Annotated in this window: 22 protein-coding genes; 20 read left to right on the top strand and 2 right to left on the bottom strand. The window is 69.3% G+C overall.

The annotated features are described in order from the left end of the window. Window positions 1–320 precede the first annotated feature (320 nt). The 4 genes from E0E00_RS00260 to E0E00_RS00245 all read left to right on the top strand — a co-directional run bounded on the left by E0E00_RS00260 (window position 321) and on the right by E0E00_RS00245 (window position 8,214). The gene (locus E0E00_RS00260) at window positions 321–4,646 is read left to right on the top strand and encodes a DUF6531 domain-containing protein (RefSeq protein WP_165443467.1); all 4,326 of its coding nucleotides are present in this window, start codon (window positions 321–323) and stop codon (window positions 4,644–4,646) included. Between the two features lie 104 nt (window positions 4,647–4,750). Beyond that, window positions 4,751–5,548, top strand: coding sequence for a hypothetical protein (locus tag E0E00_RS00255; RefSeq protein ID WP_130810329.1), 798 nt, complete (start codon window positions 4,751–4,753; stop codon window positions 5,546–5,548). A 921-nt stretch (window positions 5,549–6,469) separates the two neighbouring features. Beyond that, window positions 6,470–7,120, top strand: a complete 651-nt coding sequence (locus tag E0E00_RS00250; protein WP_242622067.1) for a hypothetical protein — start codon at window positions 6,470–6,472, stop codon at window positions 7,118–7,120. Between the two features lie 116 nt (window positions 7,121–7,236). Next, window positions 7,237–8,214, top strand: a complete 978-nt coding sequence (locus E0E00_RS00245) for a hypothetical protein (protein ID WP_130810325.1) — start codon at window positions 7,237–7,239, stop codon at window positions 8,212–8,214. Between the two features lie 227 nt (window positions 8,215–8,441). Here the strand turns inward: E0E00_RS00245 and E0E00_RS00240 are convergent, their stop codons facing one another. Beyond that, window positions 8,442–9,305: a hypothetical protein gene (locus E0E00_RS00240; RefSeq protein ID WP_130810323.1), complete on the bottom strand. Its 864-nt coding sequence runs from the start codon at window positions 9,303–9,305 to the stop codon at window positions 8,442–8,444. 602 nt (window positions 9,306–9,907) lie between these two features. On the opposite strand from E0E00_RS00240, the gene E0E00_RS00235 reads away from it, so the two are divergent. The 16 genes from E0E00_RS00235 (at window position 9,908) to E0E00_RS00160 (ending at window position 19,777) form a co-directional block, all read left to right on the top strand. Further along, window positions 9,908–10,747 (top strand): hypothetical protein, encoded by an 840-nt coding sequence (locus E0E00_RS00235; RefSeq protein WP_130810322.1) that lies wholly within the window; start codon window positions 9,908–9,910, stop codon window positions 10,745–10,747. Further along, complete coding sequence (locus E0E00_RS00230) at window positions 10,725–11,597, top strand: hypothetical protein (protein ID WP_130810321.1); 873 nt, start codon at window positions 10,725–10,727, stop codon at window positions 11,595–11,597. The genes E0E00_RS00235 and E0E00_RS00230 overlap by 23 nt, the downstream gene beginning before the upstream one ends. Before the next feature lie 259 nt (window positions 11,598–11,856). Further along, window positions 11,857–12,336: a hypothetical protein gene (locus E0E00_RS00225; protein WP_130810319.1), complete on the top strand. Its 480-nt coding sequence runs from the start codon at window positions 11,857–11,859 to the stop codon at window positions 12,334–12,336. 92 nt (window positions 12,337–12,428) lie between these two features. Further along, complete coding sequence (locus E0E00_RS00220) at window positions 12,429–12,758, top strand: hypothetical protein (protein WP_130810317.1); 330 nt, start codon at window positions 12,429–12,431, stop codon at window positions 12,756–12,758. Next, on the top strand, window positions 12,751–13,284 hold the full coding sequence (locus tag E0E00_RS00215) for a hypothetical protein (RefSeq protein WP_165443465.1): 534 nt from the start codon (window positions 12,751–12,753) through the stop codon (window positions 13,282–13,284). Before E0E00_RS00220 ends, E0E00_RS00215 begins: the two co-directional genes overlap by 8 nt. A 64-nt stretch (window positions 13,285–13,348) precedes the next feature. Further along, a complete protein-coding gene (locus E0E00_RS00210) occupies window positions 13,349–13,681 on the top strand; it encodes a hypothetical protein (RefSeq protein ID WP_130810313.1) in 333 nt (110 codons plus the stop codon). After that, window positions 13,678–14,034, top strand: a complete 357-nt coding sequence (locus tag E0E00_RS00205; protein ID WP_130810311.1) for a hypothetical protein — start codon at window positions 13,678–13,680, stop codon at window positions 14,032–14,034. Before E0E00_RS00210 ends, E0E00_RS00205 begins: the two co-directional genes overlap by 4 nt. 162 nt (window positions 14,035–14,196) lie before the next feature. Continuing rightward, window positions 14,197–14,394, top strand: a complete 198-nt coding sequence (locus tag E0E00_RS00200; RefSeq protein WP_130810309.1) for a hypothetical protein — start codon at window positions 14,197–14,199, stop codon at window positions 14,392–14,394. A 125-nt stretch (window positions 14,395–14,519) separates the two neighbouring features. Then, complete coding sequence (locus E0E00_RS00195) at window positions 14,520–14,690, top strand: GH-E family nuclease (RefSeq protein WP_242622144.1); 171 nt, start codon at window positions 14,520–14,522, stop codon at window positions 14,688–14,690. Window positions 14,691–14,694: 4 nt separating this feature from the next. Then, the gene (locus E0E00_RS00190; RefSeq protein WP_130810306.1) at window positions 14,695–15,237 is read left to right on the top strand and encodes an ankyrin repeat domain-containing protein; all 543 of its coding nucleotides are present in this window, start codon (window positions 14,695–14,697) and stop codon (window positions 15,235–15,237) included. Continuing rightward, window positions 15,227–15,580, top strand: coding sequence for a DUF2185 domain-containing protein (locus E0E00_RS00185; RefSeq protein WP_165443464.1), 354 nt, complete (start codon window positions 15,227–15,229; stop codon window positions 15,578–15,580). The genes E0E00_RS00190 and E0E00_RS00185 overlap by 11 nt, the downstream gene beginning before the upstream one ends. 186 nt (window positions 15,581–15,766) lie before the next feature. After that, window positions 15,767–16,021, top strand: a complete 255-nt coding sequence (locus tag E0E00_RS00180) for a hypothetical protein (protein WP_130810305.1) — start codon at window positions 15,767–15,769, stop codon at window positions 16,019–16,021. 140 nt (window positions 16,022–16,161) lie between these two features. Continuing rightward, window positions 16,162–16,710: a T6SS immunity protein Tdi1 domain-containing protein gene (locus E0E00_RS00175; RefSeq protein WP_130810303.1), complete on the top strand. Its 549-nt coding sequence runs from the start codon at window positions 16,162–16,164 to the stop codon at window positions 16,708–16,710. Beyond that, on the top strand, window positions 16,707–17,879 hold the full coding sequence (locus tag E0E00_RS00170; RefSeq protein WP_371683357.1) for a DUF6707 family protein: 1,173 nt from the start codon (window positions 16,707–16,709) through the stop codon (window positions 17,877–17,879). The genes E0E00_RS00175 and E0E00_RS00170 overlap by 4 nt, the downstream gene beginning before the upstream one ends. Window positions 17,880–18,069: 190 nt before the next feature. Then, window positions 18,070–18,384, top strand: coding sequence for a hypothetical protein (locus tag E0E00_RS14540; protein WP_130810299.1), 315 nt, complete (start codon window positions 18,070–18,072; stop codon window positions 18,382–18,384). A 112-nt stretch (window positions 18,385–18,496) separates the two neighbouring features. Next, entirely contained in the window at window positions 18,497–19,777 is a 1,281-nt protein-coding gene (locus tag E0E00_RS00160) for an ISL3 family transposase (RefSeq protein WP_130810297.1), read from the top strand. A gap of 56 nt (window positions 19,778–19,833) precedes the next feature. On the opposite strand, the gene E0E00_RS00155 is transcribed toward E0E00_RS00160, so the two are convergent. Further along, complete coding sequence (locus E0E00_RS00155) at window positions 19,834–20,121, bottom strand: hypothetical protein (protein ID WP_130810295.1); 288 nt, start codon at window positions 20,119–20,121, stop codon at window positions 19,834–19,836. Window positions 20,122–20,706: the final 585 nt, after the last annotated feature.

The raw sequence follows: 20,706 nt of genomic DNA, 5'->3' as shown, positions 1-20,706 counted from the left end.
AGACGTCCAGTCTGAACACGACACGGGATTCTGTGGCGGGGGCATGGCAGGGATCTGCCGCAGAGTCGTGGGCGGAACGCATGGAAATTGTCTCGTCCCAAATCGAGCAACCTGTTGCGGAGGATATTTCCTCTGTCGCCTCCCTGCTCTCGGATGTTGCCACTGAGGCCAGGACGCTACGCTGCCAGGCAGAAGCCCTTCCGTGCATTTTGGGTGGGCAGGGCGATTCGGGCGGTGCATGCCTCGAGTTGGATGACGAGGCATCTGGACAGATCAGGAGTTCGGCATTTTCCCTCGAGGATGCATTGGAAAATGTGTCTGTGGCAGTCGAGGATATCAGTGGCACACTCTCCCAGCTCAGGATGTGCTCGATAAGCGTTTCTGATGAAGCCTCGGCCTCGGCGGCTGTCTCGAAATCAAGGGTCGAGTCGCTTCTGAGCGCGTGGGACGAATATCAGGGCGGAGTCTCATCCCTTGTGGATATGATTAACTCGCGCTTGGCATCGCTCGGTTCCAATTCCACCCAGATGAGCCAAAATGCTGCCGCGAGGGGCGTCTATGCGTACATCCGCTCGTCCGGTGTGGCTGACGTGCTGAGTGGCCTGGCAACAAGTTCTTGTGCATATGGTGGCGACCCCATCAACATGTCGACGGGAAACTACATCCTCCAATCGTCAGACATCTCCTTGGGCATAGGGTCGCGAGTGTCGATCGAGCGCACTTACAACTCTCTGCCGGCAGCGAGGGGCCTGTTCGGCCGAGGTTGGTCAAGCATCCTAGATGAGAGCCTGTGCGACATCGGCGGTCGGCTCGAGCACGTCTGTCCTGACGGTCGGAGGCGCACCTTCATGCCGTCTGGGCAGGATGGCACCTGGCGAACAATCGACGAGGTGGAGGAGACGATTACCAGAGACGAGCGAGGGTATCTCCTCGAGGGTAGGGATGGCACCGCGCGCCTCTTTGATAGAGACGGGAGGTTGACGGGGCTCAGTGACGCCATGGGCCACCTCGCCACAATCAGACGCGACGATCACGGGATACCGGTTCGAATTGAGGCGGGTGACGACAGGCATTTGGACGTCCTCTGCCACGAGGGCCGCGTTGCCTCCATCACAGACCATACTGGCAGACAGGTGAGGTACTCGTATGGCGAAGGGGGCCTCCTGTTGGATGTCACCAGGCCAGATAGGACAACGTGGTCATATGGGTATGACGTGAAAGGCAGGTTGTGCCGCATAGCTGACCCGCTCGGCAACGCATATCTGGAGCAGTCATATGACGAGGCAGGGCGAGTCGTGCGTCAGCGGATGGCTGGTGGCGCGCAGGAGCGCCTCTCGTACCTTGATGGGCTCACGATTCATGACTCTCCCCGTACTGGTCGCGTGTCCTATACCCACGACGAGGCGGGGAGGGCCACAAAGATAGAGTGTGGGTCAGCGGCGGATACGTACACCTACTCCGCTAGGGGCCTGTGGAGCGAACACATCGACCGTGCGGGCGTCTGTGCTTTGTATGACTACGACCAGAGAGGTGACCTTACAGAGACCCTACTCCCTAGCGGACGCAGGGTTGTCATCGAACGCGATGCACGCAGGGTCACCGGTGTCACTGTGGCTGGCAGGAGGGTCCTCTCTCTCGCCTACGACGAGGCGGGCCTCCCCTCCAGCATTTCGGATGGCGAGGGCAACACGTTCCGAGTCTCCTGGGGTAAGGATGGACGCACATTCACCGTACGTCGCCCGGATGGCGCGATGTTGCAAGCCACACTCAACGCAGCCCGTGAGCTTATCGCTGTAGGGGTCCCTGGAGGCCAGACGACTGAGATCAAGAGAGACAGGCTCGGCAACGTCATCGCTGTGCGCTCAGAGGGTGGCGAGGACACGTATACCTACGACACGGCCGGTAGGCTGACCTCCGAGCATGTCGAAGGCGCTCCTGCTGCGAATTACGCCTACGACGCCGCTGGCCGGCTTTCGGAGGTTAGTCGGGGTCCCCATGCCCTGCGCCTCGTGCGGGATGCTGCCGGCAGGGTGACCAGGGCGGAGCTCGACGACGGCCAGTGGGCAAGCGCCGCCTACGACGAGGCGGGGCGCATGACGTCTGCCGAGGACTCCCATGGCCGCACGCTGGTGTGCGCGTACGATGAGGCGGGTCGCCTGCGCCGCGCCACCGACGCGGCGGGCTCCTGGGTCGAATGGTCCTACGACAAGGCGGGCAGGCCGGTGCGCTCGCTTGCTTCCTCTGGTGCGGAGTCGGCGGTCGCGTACGGCTTCGATGGCCGTGTGAGGTCCGTCTCCGACAACCGCACGGGCGGATTTAGCATCGTCCGCGACGCGCTCGGGAGGGCCACCGCCTCCTTCGACGACGAGGGCCTCCTGTTCGAGGCCAGGCGCGATACCCGAGGTGCCATTACCTCCACCAAGAACGCCGTGGGAGAGACGGCGCACTTCGAGCGGGACTGGGCGGGCAGGGTCGTGCGCGTGGCGGCGGACGGCGTGAGCGCCTCCGTCTCGCGCGACGCAGACGGGCGCGTGAGCGGCGTCGACGTTACGGGCGGGCCCGGAGGCCCCTCTCTGCTCAAGGAGCGCTATTCCTACACCAGGGGCGGTCGTGTGAGTTCCGTCGAGGGGCCCCTCGGGAGGGAGTCCTTCAGGTGGGCGCGGGACGGGAGCCTGCGCTCGCGCGAGGACGCCCTGGGCATCACCACGTTGCAGACGAGCATGGACGGCCGGAGCATGCGCGTCGCCAGGCCGGACGGGAGCGTCTGGGAGGCCTCATTGTCTCGCGACCTGAGGCTCGCCACGGTGAGCGACGGCGGCGCGTCGGTGGCGGTCAGCTTCGACGAGCTGGGGCGCCCCGCGCACGCCGACATGGGCGGCGGTGCGGCCGTGGACTACGAGTACGACAGGGCGGGGAGGCTGCTCTCGGTGGCCCACTCCGAGGCTCCCAAGGTCGTCTACACCTACGACGGGGCCAACAGGGTCTCGGCCATCACGCAGGGCGACATGGGCGTCCGCTACGCCTACGACGACGCCGGGAGGGTCGTGCGCAGGGGCTTCTCGGACGGCACGAGCGTCTCCTACGCCTACGACGGGCGGGGCAGGCTGGCCACGCTCGCGGCGAGGGGCGCCGACGGGCACGACGCCCTGTCCGAGGGCTACGCCTACGACCGCCTCGGCAGGAGGGTGGCGCGGACGGTCACCCGCGACGGCGCGACGAGCGAGCTCGCCTACTCGTACGACGGGGCGGGCAGGCTCCTCTCCGTGTCGGAGGACGGCAGGGAGCGGGACGCCTGGGACTACGACGCCCTGGGCAACGTGCTCCGCGCGAGCACGCCGCGCGGCACCACCACCTACGCCTACGACGCTGCCGGCAGGATGGTGCGCTCTGAGGGCCCTGAGGGCTCCAGGCGCTACGAGTGGGACGCGCGCTCGCGCCTCTCGCGCGTGACCGACGGCGAGGGCACCCCCGTCCTCGAGCTCTCCTGGGACGCGGCCGACAGGCTCGTCTCGTCCACGGGCGGGCGCGGCACCACCACCTACGGCTACGACGCGCTCGGCAACCGCGTCTCCCAGGAGGGGCCCGACGGCAGCCTCCGCTGGGCGGTAGACCCCCTCCGCTTGACGCGCAACACCCTGGCCTGGGGGCGCGGGGGCGACCTGCGGCCCGCCCTCGCGGACGGGGCGATGCCCCTGTGGTCGAGCGGAACCTGCCTCGTGAGCGACGCCAACGGCACGCCGCTGGCGACCACGTCGGACCTCGCCGCTGCGCTCCTGGAGGACCCCTTCGGGCGGGGCAGCTGGGACGGCCTCGCCTTCGGCTACGCGGGGTACGCGCCCGACCCCGCGACGGGGCTGCTCCACGCGCGCCTGCGCGACTACGACCCCTCCGCGCGCAGGTTCTGCTCGCCCGACCCGAGGCGGGGCCATGCGACCTCGCCTCGCACCCTCAACCGCTGGGCGTGCTGCTTCGGCGACCCCGTGAACCTCGTGGACGTCGACGGCGGCTGGCCGGACGTGGGCGGCTGGTTCAGTGACAGGATGGATGACATTGAAACATTCTGGGATAAACAGATAGTTGGCATCGATCGCACGTTGTATGGGGAGAACGTTGAGATCAACGGCATGGAGGTTGGTGGAGATGTCTACCAGCATACGAGTGGGGGCATATTTGTTGTACAACGAGACGAAGATAATACAGTTGTTGGAATTAATCTGAATACTCCGTCGATTAGCATACCTGGCACAGAAATAAATATATCCGCGACATTGTCTCTTAACTGGACAGAGCAGTGGGGCGTGTCAGCCTCAGTTAATTACGCGAATGATACTGACACTGTCTCTTCGTATGGTTTGGAAGTCTCCTCTTCTGGTATCGGGGTTAAATATGAAACGAGCACAGAGCTTCCGAATGTCGTTGGCACAACGATTGGAACGAGAGCTAGCGTTGGTATGGGTTTCAGCTGGCCGCAAATTGGATTGGGCGTTGTCCTGGTCGGCGCGTCATTATTAGTGGTAGTTGCGTATGGCGATAACAGTTTTGGCGCTGTGGGGGTTGACGAGGTTCCCGCATCGGCTGCTTGGCTTTATACTCTCCAGCAACTTCTGTCAGCTCCATCATTTACCCCTGTTTGTACGAATAGGTAGAAAGTCATGTCCGGGCAGGGCGGCAACGCACAGAGAAGCGCGGCCGTTGGCCCGGTGGACACTTACCTGTTGATGTTAGGGACTGAGTCCGAGTGGAGGATTCTGTGGGCGAGCATGGTCGCACGAGCGATGGAGCCAAAAGTGCGTCGGCCGGGGCAAAAAGCCCCCGGCCCCGGCGGGGGCGGCTGCGCACGGCCCTCCCCGTCGTCGCCCTCGTCGCCCTCGCCTTTCCCGCCCTGCTGGTGGGCGGCTGCGTGTACTCGTGCGCCTTCGTACCACGCTCCCCGGCCGACCTGCCCCAGTCGGTGGGCGTGTCGCACACGGTGAGGGTCGGGTCGTCGGCCGTGTCGTCCAACGCGCAGTGGCGCGACACGGTCGCCGAGGCGGAGTCCGCCCGCTCGAAGGGCAGCCCCGCAATCGAGGTGGTCGAGGACTTCCCCGATGCGGGCGAGGCGCTCGTGGTGCAGCCCACGGGCTCGCCGAGCTGCCCGGCCGTCCGCATGGTCACGTACGCCTCCGAGGGCGGGCGCTACGCCGTCACCGGCTACTGGGGCGCGAGCACGGCGAGGCCCGGGGCCAGGGACATCCCGATCGTGCCCCTGTACGACTACACGACGGCCGAGGTCGTGGCGGAGTCCCTGGTGAGCTGCCTCGCCGCCGGGTCGCCCTGCGCGTTCGGCGTGTCGGTCGACCCGGCCGTGCGCGACCTCACCGTCGGGGGCGCCTCCCCCACGTGGGTGCGCGAGGTCGGCTACGACGGCGGGACCTGCTACGTCTGGTGCTACGAGGGCATGGACGTGCCGGCGCTCTTCTCCGCCGCCGGCGTGGACCCCTCCGGCTTCACGCTCCGCCAGGTCATAGACGGCCTGGGCGTGCGCGTGGGCGACGAGGCGCCGTACTGACATGTAGATTCGACTGTCAAGGGGCAGGGTGGTCCCAGCCCGCCCATCCGTGGGCGTGCCCGTCTCGACGCACGACTGCAAGTCTGACATGCGCGTGTTGGCTCACGCATTCCGATGTTCCGGCTGGGGTTGCCCGCGTGTCTAGCAGCACGCGTGGCCGCATGGGCTGCGCATAGTACAGTCGCGGCTCCCCCATATCGCAGGCGATGGCCCCGTCTCCGGCTGGAGGCGGGGCACTTTCTCAACCCGTGATCTCTCGACGGTTGGGTGGGGCTGGCCGTCCGGGACTTGCGGGGCGGGCGCCAACCCGCGGAATCCCGGCGGTTGGGCACGGCTAAGCGTCCGCGATTTCCGTTGCCGCAGGTTAAGCGGCGAGAAGTCACGAGAGGGGCCGGCCGCACGGGTGGCCCCGGCAGAAACCCTCGGTCGTGCGTACGCACGAACCGGGGTTGCTGCCAGATCCGGCCTTCGGGAGCGCCCCGCTGGCGCAAAGCCGGCATCGTGCGTACGCACGAGCCGCACTCGCTGCCACGGGCCTCCCGCCCAACTGGGCAAGCGCCGCCCGCCTGTCAAAGCCAACGGGTCGTGCGTACGCACCACCCGGATCTCCCGCCAGCAGGGGCGGGCCTGCGGCGCGGCTGCGGCCTCGCGTTCCCGCCCCCCTGCCGGGGGTCCTGTCGCTATCATCTTGCTTATCCGAGACCCCATCGGTCAATCTTGACGCGATTGGGGGTCGCCCCCTTTGGGGACTGAGCCAGAGCCGAGGATGCCATGGTCGACTGTGACCGCACGAACGACACAGCGGGAGGAACGACGGCCGGGGCAAAAAGCCCCCGGCCCCGGCGGGGGCGGCTGCGCACGGCCCTCCTCGTTGTCGCCCTCGTCGCCCTCGCCTTTCCCGCCCTGCTGGTGGGAGGCTGCGTGTACTCGTGCGCCTTCGTCCCGGACTCCCCGGCCGACATGCCCATTTCCATGGGCGCGAGGACTGAGGTGACGTTCGGGGCCGCCACGACTGTGCCGGACGATACGGAATGGTACGACACGGTCGCCGAGGCGGAGTCCGCAGACACGGAGGGCGGCCCCGCAATCGAGGTGGTCGAGGACTTCCCCGATCTGGGCGAGGCGCTCGTGGTGCAGCCCACGGGCTCGCCGAGCTGCCCGGCCGTCCGCATGGTCACGTACGCCTCCGAGGGCGGGCGCTACGCCGTCACCGGCTACTGGGGCGCGAGCACGGCGAGGCCCGGCGAGAGGTCGATCCTGATCGAGCCCCTGTACGACTACACGACGGCCGAGGTCGTGGCGGAGTCCCTGGTGAGCTGCCTCGCCGCCGGGTCGCCCTGCGCGTTCGGCGTGTCGGTCGACCCGGCCGTGCGCGACCTCACCGTCGGGGGCGCCTCCCCCACGTGGGTGCGCGAGGTCGGCTACGACGGCGGGACCTGCTACGTCTGGTGCTACGAGGGCATGGACGTGCCGGCGCTCTTCTCCGCCGCCGGCGTGGACCCCTCCGGCTTCACGCTCCGCCAGGTCATAGACGGCCTGGGCGTGCGCGTGGGCGACGAGGCGCCGTACTAGCAAGACCCTGCACTGGGCTCTAGGGGCTTGGCCTGTCGTCTCCCCCTGGCGGGAGGCGTTTCCCGGCGCAGGATGGCGGGCTCTTGGGCGAGCGTGTGTGACGGTTGGGAGGGCCAATGACAAAGACGAGCGAGCTCGTGTGGTACAGGGTGGCCAGGGTCGCCTGTCTCGTCGTGGCGGCGGCCGTCGATGCGGCCATCGTCGTCTTGAGCCCCTCCGCCGGCCTGGGGCCGAGCCTGGCGGTCCTGGCCGCCACCGCGCTCGCGCTGCTGGCCCCCACCCTGGTCCAGCTGCGCGTCGTCGCCTCCGCGGAGCGCCTCCTGGACGAGCGGTGCGACCCCGCCTCCCTGGCGCGGCGGGGGGACGCCATGGGGCTGTCCGCCCCCATCCCGCGCAGCGGGCTGTACCGCGCGGAGGCCGTCCTGCCGCACCGCTACGGGATCGCGCTGGCCGACGTGGGCAGGCCGCGGGACGCCGCCGTGGTCCGCCGGCGCATCGAGGACGGCCTCGGCATGCGCCGGCGCCCCGCCCGCAGCATGGACTGCGCGGTGATGGCCATGCTCCTCGCGGACCTCTGCGCGCGGCTGGGAGACGCCGGGGCGGTCCGAGCATATGCCGCGCAGTTCCTCGAGGGCCTCGCGCACGTGCCGCAGTCCGCCCGCGGCCGCGTCGACGAGAGCCTGGAGGCCGTGGGAGGCGTGACCGTGCGCTCGTCCGCGGCGCTGTACTTCTCCCTGTCTGCTCGTGATGACGCCCTGGCGTCGTTCGGCGAGGCGGACGTCGCGAGGCTTGAGGGCACGGGTGTCGGCCGCCGCCTGGCTGCCGAGGCGCGCATGGCCCTGGCGAAGGCCGCCGCGGCCCAAGGCGAGCGGGACCGGGAGCGGATGCTGCTCGGGCAGGTCGCGGCCGCGGCCCCCAGGATGCGCGTGGGGAAGCTGGCCGCGCGCATCCTGGGAAGCTTTGAGGGTGGAAGCGTCGAAACCGATGGCTCGGGGTACGCTTTGGGGTACGGGTCGCTGTGCCTGGATGCCGCGGTCGACGCGCACGCGGCTGTCATGAAGGACTATGGGGGAGCGCGGTCGGCGCGTCCCTAGGCGTGTGGGTGCCATTTGCGCCGTGTGGGTGCGATTCGCTGCATGTGGGCGTCTTTCTCCCGGACCGGCCTCCCGCGACCTGCGGCTCCGTGGGCCGGCTGCGGGAGAATGGCACCCACACGCGGGGATTGGCACCCACACGGGTGGGGAACCGCGCCCACGGCGGGATCCTGCCCAGCTGGGGCCTCCGGCCTGGCGTGACCGGGCGGCACGTCAGGCACGCCAGGCTATGCCCGTCCCGCCGAGGTCGCGGGCTCCCGGGCCTCGGCGGGGTGCGCCGCGAGCCAAGCCGCGGCGTCGCGCGCGGCCCGAATGCCCCCTCCCCGGGCCGCCACGGAGGCGAAGCGCTCGCGCGCGAGCGCCAGGTCGCCCTGGGCCGCGGCGAGGCGGGCGGCTTCGACGTCGGGCGACAGCCTCTGGATCGGCGTGATCGCAGCTTCCCGCATCGTGCCGATCGCCTCGTTGCAGCGCTCCCAGTCGCCGGCCTCGAGCGCGAGGCCGAAGTCTATGCCCGCGAGCACCAGCGCGCCCGCCTTGGCCATCGCCCTGCTGGTCTGGAGGAGCGCCTCCACCTGCCCGCGCATGCGGGCGAGCTCCTCGTAGTCACCGCTGTGACGGGCGGCGTTGGCGCGCACGTTGCAGCACAGGACCCTCTGTGCCGTGCGCGGCCTGAGGTCCCGCTCGGCGTGATCGACCCATTGGAGGGCGACGTCGTCGCGGCCGAGCTGCTGGGAGCATTGGGCATAGATTATGGCGTAGGTGGCCTGCGCCCACTTCCTGCCCTTGCGCCTCTCCATGACGATGGAGATGGCGTCGAGCATCTTCTGGGGGTCGGTGTGGAGTATCCCGTAGAACCCGCTGATGTCGCGGATGAGCAGGAGCGCGAACAAGGCGATGGCCCCGGGGTGCTCGATGTCCGGGCCCGCCCAGGCACGGCATGAGAACGCCAGCACGAGCACCGCCACCACGTACGCGGCCACGGTGAGCCTGCGCCGGCCCAGGAACCTTCCCGCCGCCTGCCGCGCGGTCAGGCCGGCGTACCTCGACTCCCCGGAGGGGACCATGAGCCTGGTGAGCCAACCTGAAGCCACGTGGCCTCGCCTCCCCGGGGCCGCCCTGCGGCGGCCTTCGCTCGTCTCCTCCCGCCCGTATGGTACCACGGACGCACCGTGGCGCTTCCCCACTGTTCGACCGCGAGCAAACGGTGAAGCCGTCCGACTGTCCAACAAAGGTGTTGCATGGCTGGGCAGTAGATTTTGGACAGTATCGTTGCAGGTGGCGTCCCGCACCAGCCCGAAGGTCCGGAACGATCCGGGAGGCTCGCGATGATGGCGGACGAAGGCCTGGCGAGGGCCATCGAGGGCATGCCCGTGGTCCGTTGCCGAGATGCCGGAGCCCCCGCCGTCCTCTAGGCCGCGCTGCGTGACCGACCGGGGCATGTACCGGGGGCCCTCCAGTTTCGCGCGCCGGCCACGCCCAGTGCCTGCCCCGGCTCGCCGCACGTCCGCCACGTCTGCACGGGACCCTACGAGACGAACGACGAGAGGGCGGAGGGATTCCCGGCTCCTCCCGGCGTTCCTGAGCACTACAATGGTGACGGGGCACGCGGTGCCTGCGGGGCCTGTCTCCCGTGTCGCGCGTGAGCGGCGCCCTGACTCTGAGCGGCTGGCGTACCGGAGGGCCAAGGGAGTGCATGACGATGAGGGTGACGATAGAGGCCACGGCTTCGGCCCTGGAGGGGGAGTCAGAGTCCCTGTCGGGCAAGGTCGATGCCGCGGAGGAGCAGATCTCGAGGATGTCCAACGCCCTGCAGTCGCCGGAGCTCGCCGGCGAGGGGTACGCGGCGATCCGGAGCGTCGCCCAGGACCTCGCGGTGCCCGCCGCGAAGGCATACTACGTCGCGTTCGACGCCATGAACTCAGCGTGCACGGCCGACGCGCAGGAAATCAGGGGGCTTCCCCAGTCGTCCAGCGGCGTCTGCGACACGGACGAGCTCCAGAAGAAGATAGAGGCCGTCCAGAGCGACATAGAGGAGACCCAGAGGCGGATCGCCCAGAGTCGCGCCAACGCGGGCGGCACGTCCGCGCGCGGGTCCTCCGGCAGCTCGTCCAGCAGCGCGAGCACGTCCCAGGACACCACTGCATACGTCAACGCGCAGGTCGACGAGGCCCTGCTGGAGAGCGACGAGGCGGAGAAGCAGGGCTACGAGGACGACCTCAAGAAGGCACAGGAGTACGACGAGAACAGCGCCTCCACGTACTCCTCCGCCCAGGACGCCGTCTCCACCATGAAGTCCGCAGCCGACTCGGTGTCGTCCTACCTCGCCGGCAACGGCTACGGGGACACCTCCTGGGCCGCGGGAGTGGACGACGCCTACTCCACGGTGTTCGAGCGCAGGGTCGAGGAGTGCGAGCGGAGTATCTACCACGACGGCGGCATCGACAGGGGTGAGCTCTCCAAGCTCCTCGGAGGGGACGACCTCACCCCGTCCGAGGCGGAGGCCCTCGCGCGTGTGGGACGAGTACTCGGCTGAGGACGGGGCCGCCGAGGCGTTTGCCGAGGCGGGATCGAAGGATGGCCAGATGACTGGCGCATATGCGGCATTTGTGACCCAGGAGCTGGCCGATGTCTACAACACCAACATGCAGGGTGCCGACCCGAACGATCAGGCGTCCGAGGAGAAGAAGAAGCAGACGCTCCAGGCGATGGACGATGCTGTCAATAAGCTGTTCCCATCTATAGGCGCCACGGCGGCATCATATAAGGTCTCCGTGCTGCTGCCCAACGGCGTACTGTATACGAAGGAACACTCAGTTAGTGGAGACGTTGGTGGACCAGAGGGGCTTGCCGCTGAAATTAAGAAAGACTCGCATGGGAGGCCGGTAGCCGGCTCACTTAGCTTTGATCTGACAGGGGCTGAAGGCGCCGGAATATACACTGGATATGATGGTGAACACATGTGGACCGGCCTTGAAATAAAGGGGGATCTTGATGAGGATGTCAAGGGCACAACACGGCTCCTTTCATCGGCTGATGTTGCAGAGAACTATTATGCAATAAGGGCAGAGGCTACGGTTTCAAAGGATACTGGCTCCACTTCTGCCTCTGTGACCGATAAAGAGACACTGGAATGGGGGGTCAAGCAGCCCGAGACGGGCGTGCAGCTCGACGGGGTGCTCATGCCGTCCGCCTCGGGGTCCCCTGCGCCGTCCACGCATACAAACGCGGTGCAACTGCCCGACGCGCAGACGGTCGGCGAGGGCGTGGCGGCTGCGGCAGGCACAGGCGTTGTGGCCTACGTGGCATTCAAGGTGGTGAAGGCCCTGCTCGGTTTTGCGGTCGCCGGCCCTCCCGGTGCGGTTGCCGGTGCCGCCTCGCCATAGCCGTCGCCGCCTAGGATTCGATGGCTCTGTGTGAGCGGAGTGCCGATAGAGAGTTAGGTGGAAACAGCATGGGGGAGTTCATGAGGAGGCACAGGCGCGACGCGCTGGTCGCCCTGGTCGCCCTCGCCGTGGCGCTCGGGGCCAGGGTCGCGCTCGACCGGGCCGGCACGGCCGGGACGCCGCGCCCGGCGCGGGGGGCGAGGAGGCCGCCATCGTCCCGGAGTCGGAGCGCGTCGCGCCGGAGGGCACCGGACGGGTGGTGTATCCGCGGATCATCTCCGGGCCCGACGCCCGTGCGGCGGCACGCTACGCCCGCGGCCTCCTCGACGCCTCGCCGAGGGCCTGCGAGGCGGCCTACGCCAACGAGGACGGCACGGTGGACGTCTGGCAGACGCGGGGACAGGCCGAGGACATCTCTCGCAGGGCAGGGGACGAGCTCGAGTCGCTCCGTGCTGACCTCGCCGGGAAGGGCATCGGCCTGGAGGTGTCGGGCGACCACCGCTCGGTCACCTTCACGGCGGGCGACGGCGCCGCGGCGCAGGACCTCGCGCTCGGGATCGGGCCGGTCGTGAACGCGGTGGCGACCCTGCAGGTGGAGGAGACCGGCGGCGAGGGCTTCGCGCTCTCCGTGGACGTGGTGGACGGGACCACGGGCGAGGTGATGGGACACGCGGACCAGGACACGTACCTGGGCTGGGACGCGGACCTCTCGTGGCTCGGGGGAGGCGGGGCGTCGTGAGCCGGCTGGTTCGGCTCGGCGGCGCGGCGATCGCCGGTCCCGGCGACGCGACCGTCCGCCCGCCCCCCGCCGGCGCCGGCGAGGGGGTGGCCATGGAGGGAGGGGGCTGGTCGGTGATGGCCCTCCTCTCGACGGCCCGCGCGACTCCGCCCGGGCTCCTCGCTTGCGTCGAGGCGGGCATGGGCTCGCAGGGGGCCGAGGTCGAGTGGGGGCAGGCGCTCGGCCCGGACGCCGACGGCATGTCGGGCGTCTCCGCGGAGTGCTCGCTGCCCGGCGGCGCGCGCGGCATAGCGCAGGTGGCACCGGTCCCAAAGGGGCTCCTGGTCCTCTTCGGCAGGATGGGGGCCGGCTCCGGCGACGGTGCCGTCCGCGCCGTGAGGTCGGTGCTCGAGTCCGTGCCCCCGGGGGTGCGCCGTGGGTAGGCGCGCGTCGGCGTCCCTGTGCAGGGCGCTGGGGAGGATGGCCTCCGCGGCCGTCGCCGCGTGGGTGCTGTCGGGGCTCCTGCGGGCGCACGGCACCGTGGAGGGCGCGATCGTCCTCGCGGCGGTCGCCCTGTCGGCCCTGTCGCTCCCCGTGGAGGCGCTCGCCGCGTCCGGCTGGGGGCGCGACAGGGTCGCCGCATGGGAGCGCCCCGGCGGCGAGCGCCACGAGCCGGCCCCGTCCTCCCCGGTCGCCTACACGAGCGAGAGCGGGATCCTCTCCTCGACCACGAGGGTGAGGGTCTCCATCGGCCCGCGCCTGCCCGGCGAGACCCGGAGGGAGCTCGACCTGGGCACCCTCGACGGGGCCGACCCCTCCGCCGTGTCCGCGTCCCTGCGCGGGCTCCGGGAGTCCGGCGAGTGGACACGCAGGCTGGGGGCCGGGGAGACGGAGCTCGAGATCGCGTGCTCCGTCCCGCCGGTCCGCCGGGCGCGCGAGCGCGGCGGGAGGTGGGCGCGGGGAGGGTGACGCATGGGCGGCCCCGACGCCGCCGCATGGGTTGGGAGACACGACACGGGAGGAGCGGCCGACGATGCCAATGACGATGAGCGACGGGGATCCCGGCGGGGTCGGGGGCGGGAAGATAAGGACCCTGAGCGGCGCGGCGAACCAGGAGGCATGGGAGCTGCGCAGGGGCCTCGACGACTACTGCACGTACGAGAGCAGGGCCATCTCGGGGACGAGCAGCGCCCAGGGCGCGGAGCCGCACGACGACGCCTCCGTGGGCATAGCGACGAGCCTGAACGCGTGGAAGGGGCTGGTGTGCGATCTCTCGGAGGCCATAGCCGAGGCCGATGACGCGCTGGGGAGGGCCGACGCCTCGTCGGCGGTGAGCTGGGGCCTCATCGGGGGGAGGCGCGGATGAGGGAGCGGCGTGGTGCGGACGGCGGGAGGACGGCCGTCCGCGAGGTCGAGCGCCGGATGGACGACCTCGTCGAGGAGCGCAGGCGTACCCGCATGGCCCGGCTGCGGGTCGAGGAGGAGGTCGAGCTGCATCGCGCCCGGGCGCTCGAGTACCTCTCCCTCAACCCGGGGAACCGCCGCATGGAGGAGTCGCTCGGCCTGCTCGCCATGGCGGAGAGCGACGCGGGCGCGGCGTACGACGCCCTGGAGGCCGGCCAGGCCCGCGAGGCGTCGCGCCTGGAGGAGGCCCTCGCGGACGCCAGGAGGCGCATGGCGCTCCCCGGTGACCGGCACGGCGGGGCTGCGACCCCGTGAGCCGCGCCGGCGGGATCCTCGCGTGGGCCGGGCCCCTCCCTACAGGGGGGCCGCGGGTTCTCGGCGTGCGGCCTGGCCGCGGCGCAGGCGGAGGAGGATGACAGCGGCTGCGGGAGAGACTGGGGCTACCTCTCCCCGGACGGCTCCTGGCTGCTCGCCCCCGTGTGGGGAGAGGTCAGCTCCGGGTACTACAACGCCCCCCTCCACCTGGGGGACGCGTTCTTCGCCCGGGACGCCGGCTCCGGCCTGTGGGGCGTGGCGGCGCCCGACGGCACCCGGCTCGCGGAGTCCGCCTACTCCTTCGCCATCTGGATGCCCGCCGCCGACGTCTTCCTGGTGACGGTGCCGGAGGAGGGGTAGGGGGCCTGATGGGACGCGACCTGACGAGTGGGCGGCTCCCGGTCTCCGCGGTGCCGATGGGTCCCGTGACGGGCGCCGTGTCGCGCGGGACGGGCGGCACTCCGGGAGCGTAAGGTCTCTTGGGCGTGGTCGACTTCGGGCATGTGCCAGGGGAGGAGTACTGGAGAAGCTTCGAGAGGTACAGATCCGGGGAGTGGTCGCTCGGGCAGCTCAGGGAGCACGAGTTCAATTCGGACAACTTCCAGCTGGAGGCACCGAGCGCCAACAGGAGCCACCGGTACGAGGCCAAGGGGTGATGACATGGGGCCAGTTGATCAGTTTGATTCCGCCAAGTATGACTCTTACGACGACTTCCTGGTGGCATATGGCGGCGACCCCAACGCCGTGCCTGTCGTTCCGAGCGTGAACCTGCTCGGGATGGCGGTGTCCCGGGGCGCCCAGGACGAGCGGGAGCGCAGGCGCATCGTCGAGCGGCTCCTGGCCGACGGCGGCGACCCCAACTTCGCCACGCGCAACGGCGAGGACGCCTATATGCTGTGTCTCAAGCAGGGGGCCCACAACTGGACGGCGGAGGGTCTGGCGTGGCTCACCGGCAGGCTCCTCGCGGCGGGCCTCGACGTCGGCCGCCGCGACGCTTGGGGCAACGATGCCCTCATGCTCTCGGTATGCAACGCCAAGAAGACGAGCGAGGAGCTGGCGCCCGTGTGGCGCGCCCTGCTCGCGGCCGGCGCCGACCCCACGGTGCCGGGCCCGCAGGGCAAGACCTCGCTCGACTGGGCACGGGAGTTCGGATGGAGACATGGATTCCTCGACGTGGCAGGGGAGTATGGCTATGGCGAATAGGGACGCCGCCTACGGCGGGTTCGTCGTGTCGAACAGGGTGCTGGAGGGCGCGCCCATAGGCTACGCGTGGCGCGAGCGGAGCCGTATCCCCCAGCTCAACGGCTGGACGGTCTACTCCGTCGCGGACGATGACGACTACGTCTCCGAGCCCGCGAACTTCCAGGTCGTCTCAGCGTCCTCCCTGCTCGCGTGCTCGCCGCTCGCCGGGGCGCTGCTCGAGGTCTTCGACGCGCCCTACGGCACGGACCTCGCCTGGGTCTACGAGGAGGGGGTCCTCACGGGCTTCTGGGACGTGGCCCGCGACCGCGCGACGACCGTCCCCGAGATCCTCGGCGGGGAGTAGGCTGGCCTGGGCGGCGCCTGTCCCGCCGCCCGCATCCGCCCCGGGCGGAGGCGTGTGTGGGTGCGAATCGGCCCGTGTGCGCCTTTCTCCCGGGACGGGCCCGCAAAGCCGCAGGTCATGAGAGCCCGGTTCGGGAGAAGGGCACCCACAGCCAGCGAAAGGCGCCCACGGCGCTCGGCGGGCCCGATGGCATTCGGGAACGGATGGGGCGACAGCGGGGACCTGCAGAAGATGGCGGGCGCGCTTGAGCAAGCGTCGATGCCGGCGGTGGAGAACACTTCCGGTGTGATGGCTGCTCCAGACGGCGTCCGTGGCCATTCGCTCCAGAGCTGCGGCTGGAGTGGGCTCGCCGGTCAGCTTACAACATCGGCCCCGACGGATGGGCCGAAGGCAATGGAGTTTGTCGACAGGCCCGAGGCTGGCCCTTGCCTGCCATCGTGAGGTTCGGACGCCCTCGTCGGGCCTGGGACCGCCGGGGATCCCAGGCGCCGCTGCTATGCTGTTGGTGGACAGCGTCAGGCTGGCCGGTGCCCACCAGGTGCCGCGTCCGGCGTACGTAGCATTGACTAGGGAGTGGACGGATGTTCGAGAGGTTTGCTGAGCTCTATGAAACTTCCCCCGTCGCCGATGGGGGTGGTGGTGGCATGCCGGCCGCCTTCTGTCGCAGCTACGGGGGAAGGTCCTACGGCGACGGCCTCCTGACCGTCTTCACCCCCGAGGAGGCGTCCTACTTCGTCGAGGACGTCGTCACGGCCTACCCGGGCTATGCGGGGGTTGTCACTCCCGTCTGCTTCGACTGGCTTGGTGACATCTTCGTCGTCCGCAAGGGCGTGGGGGACGTGCTGCTTTTGGAGCTGGGCACGGGCGACGCGCTCGTCGTCGCCAAGACGTTCCCGGAGTTCGTCGACAGGACGCTCGTCGACGAGGCGGATGCCTCCCTGGCCGCAGGCTTCTACGAGACGTGGCGCGCCAGCGGGGGGAGCGCGCCCAGAGGGCTGTCCTGCGTGGGCTACAAGGTGCCGCTGTTCCTGGGTGGCAAGAACGACGTCGACAACCTCGAGTCCTCCGACCTCGACGTGTACTGGACGGTCATCGGGCAGGTGCTCGTCCGTGCCCGCGAGGGACGATGACCCCCGCGGAGCGGGCTCGGGGCGCGGCCCCGCTGCTCGGCGCTATCTCCAAGAGGCACCCTGTGTGGCCAGTCCTCAAGGACGCCCGGGGGCTCTCCAGGCACCTCAGCCTCTCCAGCGTGGCCGACCTCTCGCACGTGGAGCGGCTTGTCGCCGTCGCCTACCTCCTTGGGGATCGGGATGGCGCAATCGAGTCGGCCCGCCTGCTCGACGACTGCGAATTCGAGGGCAACTGGGACCTGTGGAGCTGCGTGCAGGTCGTCCGAACCGTCGCCGCACGAGCCCTCCGCGAGCGGGGGGACGCCGCCGATGCCGACGCGATGGTCTCGTCCGTGCTGAGGGAGGATGAGCGGTTCCTCGCGGCGGATCAGGTCGCTTTAGCCTCTCACCATGACCTCAATGCTTTCTATGCGGAATGCTACGGCGGCCTGCGTGAGGCATGCACGTGGAGGCTGACCTCTTGGTCGTGGATGGTGCGCTGCTCGGAGATTCCGTGGTGCCCGGGCAGGGACAACCTTTCCGTCGAGGTGCGTCTCATGGCGCCCCAGCTCGTTGATGATATCAACCTCGCCGGAAGGCGTGGGAGGGCTCGTCGTGGGGAGGGGGTGCCGGTTGGGGAGGAGCCCCACGATCAGTTCAACGCGGCCCTACGTGGCACCCTCGAGGGCTTCAGGGCCCTCTACGACGGTGATCCTAACGCGCGCACGCCACTGCTCGGCCGCACCCTGCTGTCTCTCGCCCTGTCGGGTAGGCGCGATGAGGAGGAGAGACTTCGCATAACCCGTTTCCTCGTCGGCGAGGGCGCTGACGTCTCCGCACCGATAGGGGGCTACGGGCTGACCCCTCTTGGCGTGGGACTCAGGACGGGCCTCTGGCGCTCCGGCGAGTTCCTCGCGGAGGTGGTGCGGCTCCTCACGGGGGCGGGCGCCGATCCTAACGTCTCCGGACGCGGCAGCTCGCCGATGGCGGCTGTCCTCGAGACCAGGGGGATGACCGCCGATGTTGCCTGGCCCGCCTGCGAGGCCCTCTTGGATGCCGGGGCCGACTGGAGGGTTGGCCGCGTCGCGCCCGGAGGCGGACGCATGCTTGGCTGTCCGGAGATTGCCGACGGCCTGCTCCCAGGCCTCGGTGACAGGCTGAGGGGATGGCATCCTCGGACTTCTCCCTAGCAACCTCGCGGACTTCGAGGGGGCGGGCGCCGATAGTGTCAAGTCCTGTTGAGGCGAGGCGCCCGACCTGCCTGGGGGCGCCGGCACCGGACTCGAGGGCCGGCACGTCAGGGTGAGCTCGGGGGACGTTGCGCCGGACGCCGCTGCCGGAAGGTCGCTTGAGGTTTCCGGTGGGGAAAGCCGAGCTCAGGTGACTATAAACCATGAAAGAGGGGAGACATACGCACAGGAGCACTTCGCGGAGTTCAAGCGACAACACCCCAACGTTATATGGGAGGTCTCCTTCAGGATGGACTCGGCCAGTGGAGACGGATCAACCATGCTGTTGCGGTTCGATGGGGTGGCGGAGGAGGACGGTAGGCCGGTTCTGGTGGAGTACAAGTCTTCCGAAAATGCACCATTCACGCGAAATCAACAACGTGCCTACCATGTTGGGCTCGATCCCGAACCCGGCAAAGAATGGGACACCCCGGCGGGCTGGAGATCAGCCCAGGCGATAGAATAAAAATAGGCCCTTTGACACTTCTGGTGGGTAGCACGCCGAGATCCCCGGCCCGCCGGCTCCCCCGAACGGTACGATTGCCGCATCTGACGGCAGGCGTGGATCGGGACTTCGCATGGACGCACAGGCAGGGATGCTCGCGCAGCCCTTCGAGGGGTCGATGGGCCTCGGCCCCGAGTGGAGGGTCGAGGACGTCTGGTCCGAGGGGCGCGACGGCGCCCCGGACGAGCTGCACGTGAGGGTCGGGAGGGTCCCGGGGCAGGCCGCGAGGTGCCCGGTCTGCGGCAGTCCGTGCGGCGTCTGCGACACGCGCGAGCGGACGTGGCGCCACCCCGGCATCTGGCAGCGCGAGACGATCGTGCGCTGCGCGGTGCCCAGGGCCGGCTGCGACAAGGACGGCAGGAGGACGGTCCTCATGCCGTGGGAGGCCCGCCCGAACTCGCGCCTCGCCGCGCCCTTCGGGGCGCAGGCCCTCGCGGTGGCCCTCTCGGGCATGGCCGTCACCGCCATATCCAAGCAGCTGCGCGTCTCCGACCGCAGGGCCTGGTACATGCCCGACCGCGCCGTCGGCGGGGCCAGGGAGGGGGCGGACCATTCCGACGTCACCCGCGTCGGGACCGACGACACCGCCAGGAGGCGCGGCCAGGACCACATATCGACCATGGCCGGCCTCGACGGCAGGCGCGTCGTCGCCGTCACGGAGGGCAGGGGCAAGAAGGCGATCTCGGGGCCCTGCGACCAGCCCGAGGGGCACGGCGGCGACAGGACGGGGGCCGCGGGGGCCGCCCGCGGCATGTCCGAGGCGTACTCCCTCGGCGTCGCCGCCGAGATGCCGATCGCCGCCCAGACCGTCGGCAGGTTCCACGTGACGCGGCTCCTCTCCAGGAAGGTGGACCTGGTCAGGTGCCGCGGGAGGGGGGAGCCCGCCGGCAGGCGGGCCATGCCCTCGGGCACGAAGCACGTCTGGCTGAGGCGCGAGGGGAACCTCACGGAGAGGCAGGGGGCGACGGGGGAGGCGCTCGACCCCAGGTCCAGCCACCCCCACACCGCGAGGGCCTGCCAGATGGAGGATGCCATGCGCGACGCCTGCGGGCTCCCCGACAGGGAGTCGGCGGCGGCCGCGCTCGACAGGCCCTGCTCCTGGATGATGCATTCGAACGTGCCCGAGACGAGGGTCGTGGCCGGCACGCTCCGCAGGGAGCGCGAGGGCATCCCCGACTGGTGGAGGTCGAGGGCCACCAACGCGGTCCTCGAGGGGCTGAACTCGGTCATCCAGTCGATAAAGCGCGCCGCCAGGGGCTTCAGGAACATGTCCTGCTTCGAGACCATGGTCTTCCCCGGGCTGGGGAAGCTGGACTTCTCGGCCCAGACGTCACTGGCGTCTGCTACCCACTAGAAATGCGGAAGAACCGAAAAATACCGGTCTTTGGTTTTTCGATGCCCGATATGGTGCTATGAGGCCCCTCGGCCGCGCTTCCTGCCGGCAGAGGGGCCTTTCCCCTCGCCGCGCAGCATGGGGAGCGTGCAGGAGGAGATCGCCCTCACGTCGCCCTCCGTCAGGTCGAAGCGCAGCAGCGGGAGCCCCGTCCTCTGCGCGAGCTCCTCGATGATGGGGCTGCGCCTCGAGATGTTGGCGTATCTCCTGTCCGAGGTGCGGCACACGTCGAGGCCCCGGCAGAGGCCCATGATGTCCTCCGATGAGAAGCGGTCCCCCAGGACCCTGGCCTGCGGGAGCCTCATGAGCAGGACCGCGACGTGGCACACGAGGAAGTGGCCCGATGCCGCGCTCTGCCCCTGGAGGTAGACGGGCCTGGCGTCTGTTAGCGCTAACTTGAAAGCTGCCAGTTAGGCCAATGGGAACCACCGGTTCGGACCATGTATCTCAGCCAATCGCGCAAACGCAGTTTCACCAATTACGCCAACCGCCTAGATTCGGGCCGTAGGCACGCATCCGGGAGGCTGGCATGGACGGGAACATGATCGGAGGGCCCGACATGGACAAGGAAGCCGGCATCAAGCCGAACTTCTCGGACACAGCGAGGAGGCACGGCGTCGACAGGCACACGGTCGCGAAGCACTGGGCTGCCGACGGGAGCGCGCCGGAGGACGGGCGCGCGGGCAGGCGGAGCGGGTTCGACGGCGTGAGGGGGCTGATCGAGGAGAAGGCGGCGCTGCCCGGGGTGACGGCCAGGGGAATCCACGAGCTGCCGCTCGACCGCAGGGGCGAGGGCGAGCCCAGGCTGCCCGGCCACAGCGGCTCCGCCCACCACCCCAGGACGCGCGGGATAGTCCCCGGCAGGGCCCCCGCCGAGCCCCACCCCAGGT

Source organism: Olsenella sp. Marseille-P4559, from assembly GCF_900605015.1.
Lineage (GTDB): Bacteria > Actinomycetota > Coriobacteriia > Coriobacteriales > Atopobiaceae > Tractidigestivibacter.
Note: the sequence above shows the minus strand (reverse complement) of the source record. Positions and strands in the feature narration are given on the sequence as shown.

Bases quoted from the DNA above. Each gene is read 5' to 3' on its own strand.
- E0E00_RS00245 (WP_130810325.1), top strand. From the start codon at position 7,237: ATGACAAAGACGAGCGAGCTCGTGTGGTACAGGGTGGCCAGGGTCGCC.
- E0E00_RS00235 (WP_130810322.1), top strand. From the start codon at position 9,908: ATGACGATGAGGGTGACGATAGAGGCCACGGCTTCGGCCCTGGAGGGG.
- E0E00_RS00220 (WP_130810317.1), top strand. From the start codon at position 12,429: ATGGAGGGAGGGGGCTGGTCGGTGATGGCCCTCCTCTCGACGGCCCGC.
- E0E00_RS00210 (WP_130810313.1), top strand. From the start codon at position 13,349: ATGCCAATGACGATGAGCGACGGGGATCCCGGCGGGGTCGGGGGCGGG.
- E0E00_RS00205 (WP_130810311.1), top strand. From the start codon at position 13,678: ATGAGGGAGCGGCGTGGTGCGGACGGCGGGAGGACGGCCGTCCGCGAG.
- E0E00_RS00190 (WP_130810306.1), top strand. From the start codon at position 14,695: ATGGGGCCAGTTGATCAGTTTGATTCCGCCAAGTATGACTCTTACGAC.
- E0E00_RS00185 (WP_165443464.1), top strand. From the start codon at position 15,227: ATGGCGAATAGGGACGCCGCCTACGGCGGGTTCGTCGTGTCGAACAGG.
- E0E00_RS00180 (WP_130810305.1), top strand. From the start codon at position 15,767: ATGGCATTCGGGAACGGATGGGGCGACAGCGGGGACCTGCAGAAGATG.
- E0E00_RS00175 (WP_130810303.1), top strand. From the start codon at position 16,162: ATGTTCGAGAGGTTTGCTGAGCTCTATGAAACTTCCCCCGTCGCCGAT.
- E0E00_RS00170 (WP_371683357.1), top strand. From the start codon at position 16,707: ATGACCCCCGCGGAGCGGGCTCGGGGCGCGGCCCCGCTGCTCGGCGCT.
- E0E00_RS00160 (WP_130810297.1), top strand. From the start codon at position 18,497: ATGGACGCACAGGCAGGGATGCTCGCGCAGCCCTTCGAGGGGTCGATG.
- E0E00_RS00155 (WP_130810295.1), bottom strand. From the start codon at position 20,121: ATGAGGCTCCCGCAGGCCAGGGTCCTGGGGGACCGCTTCTCATCGGAG.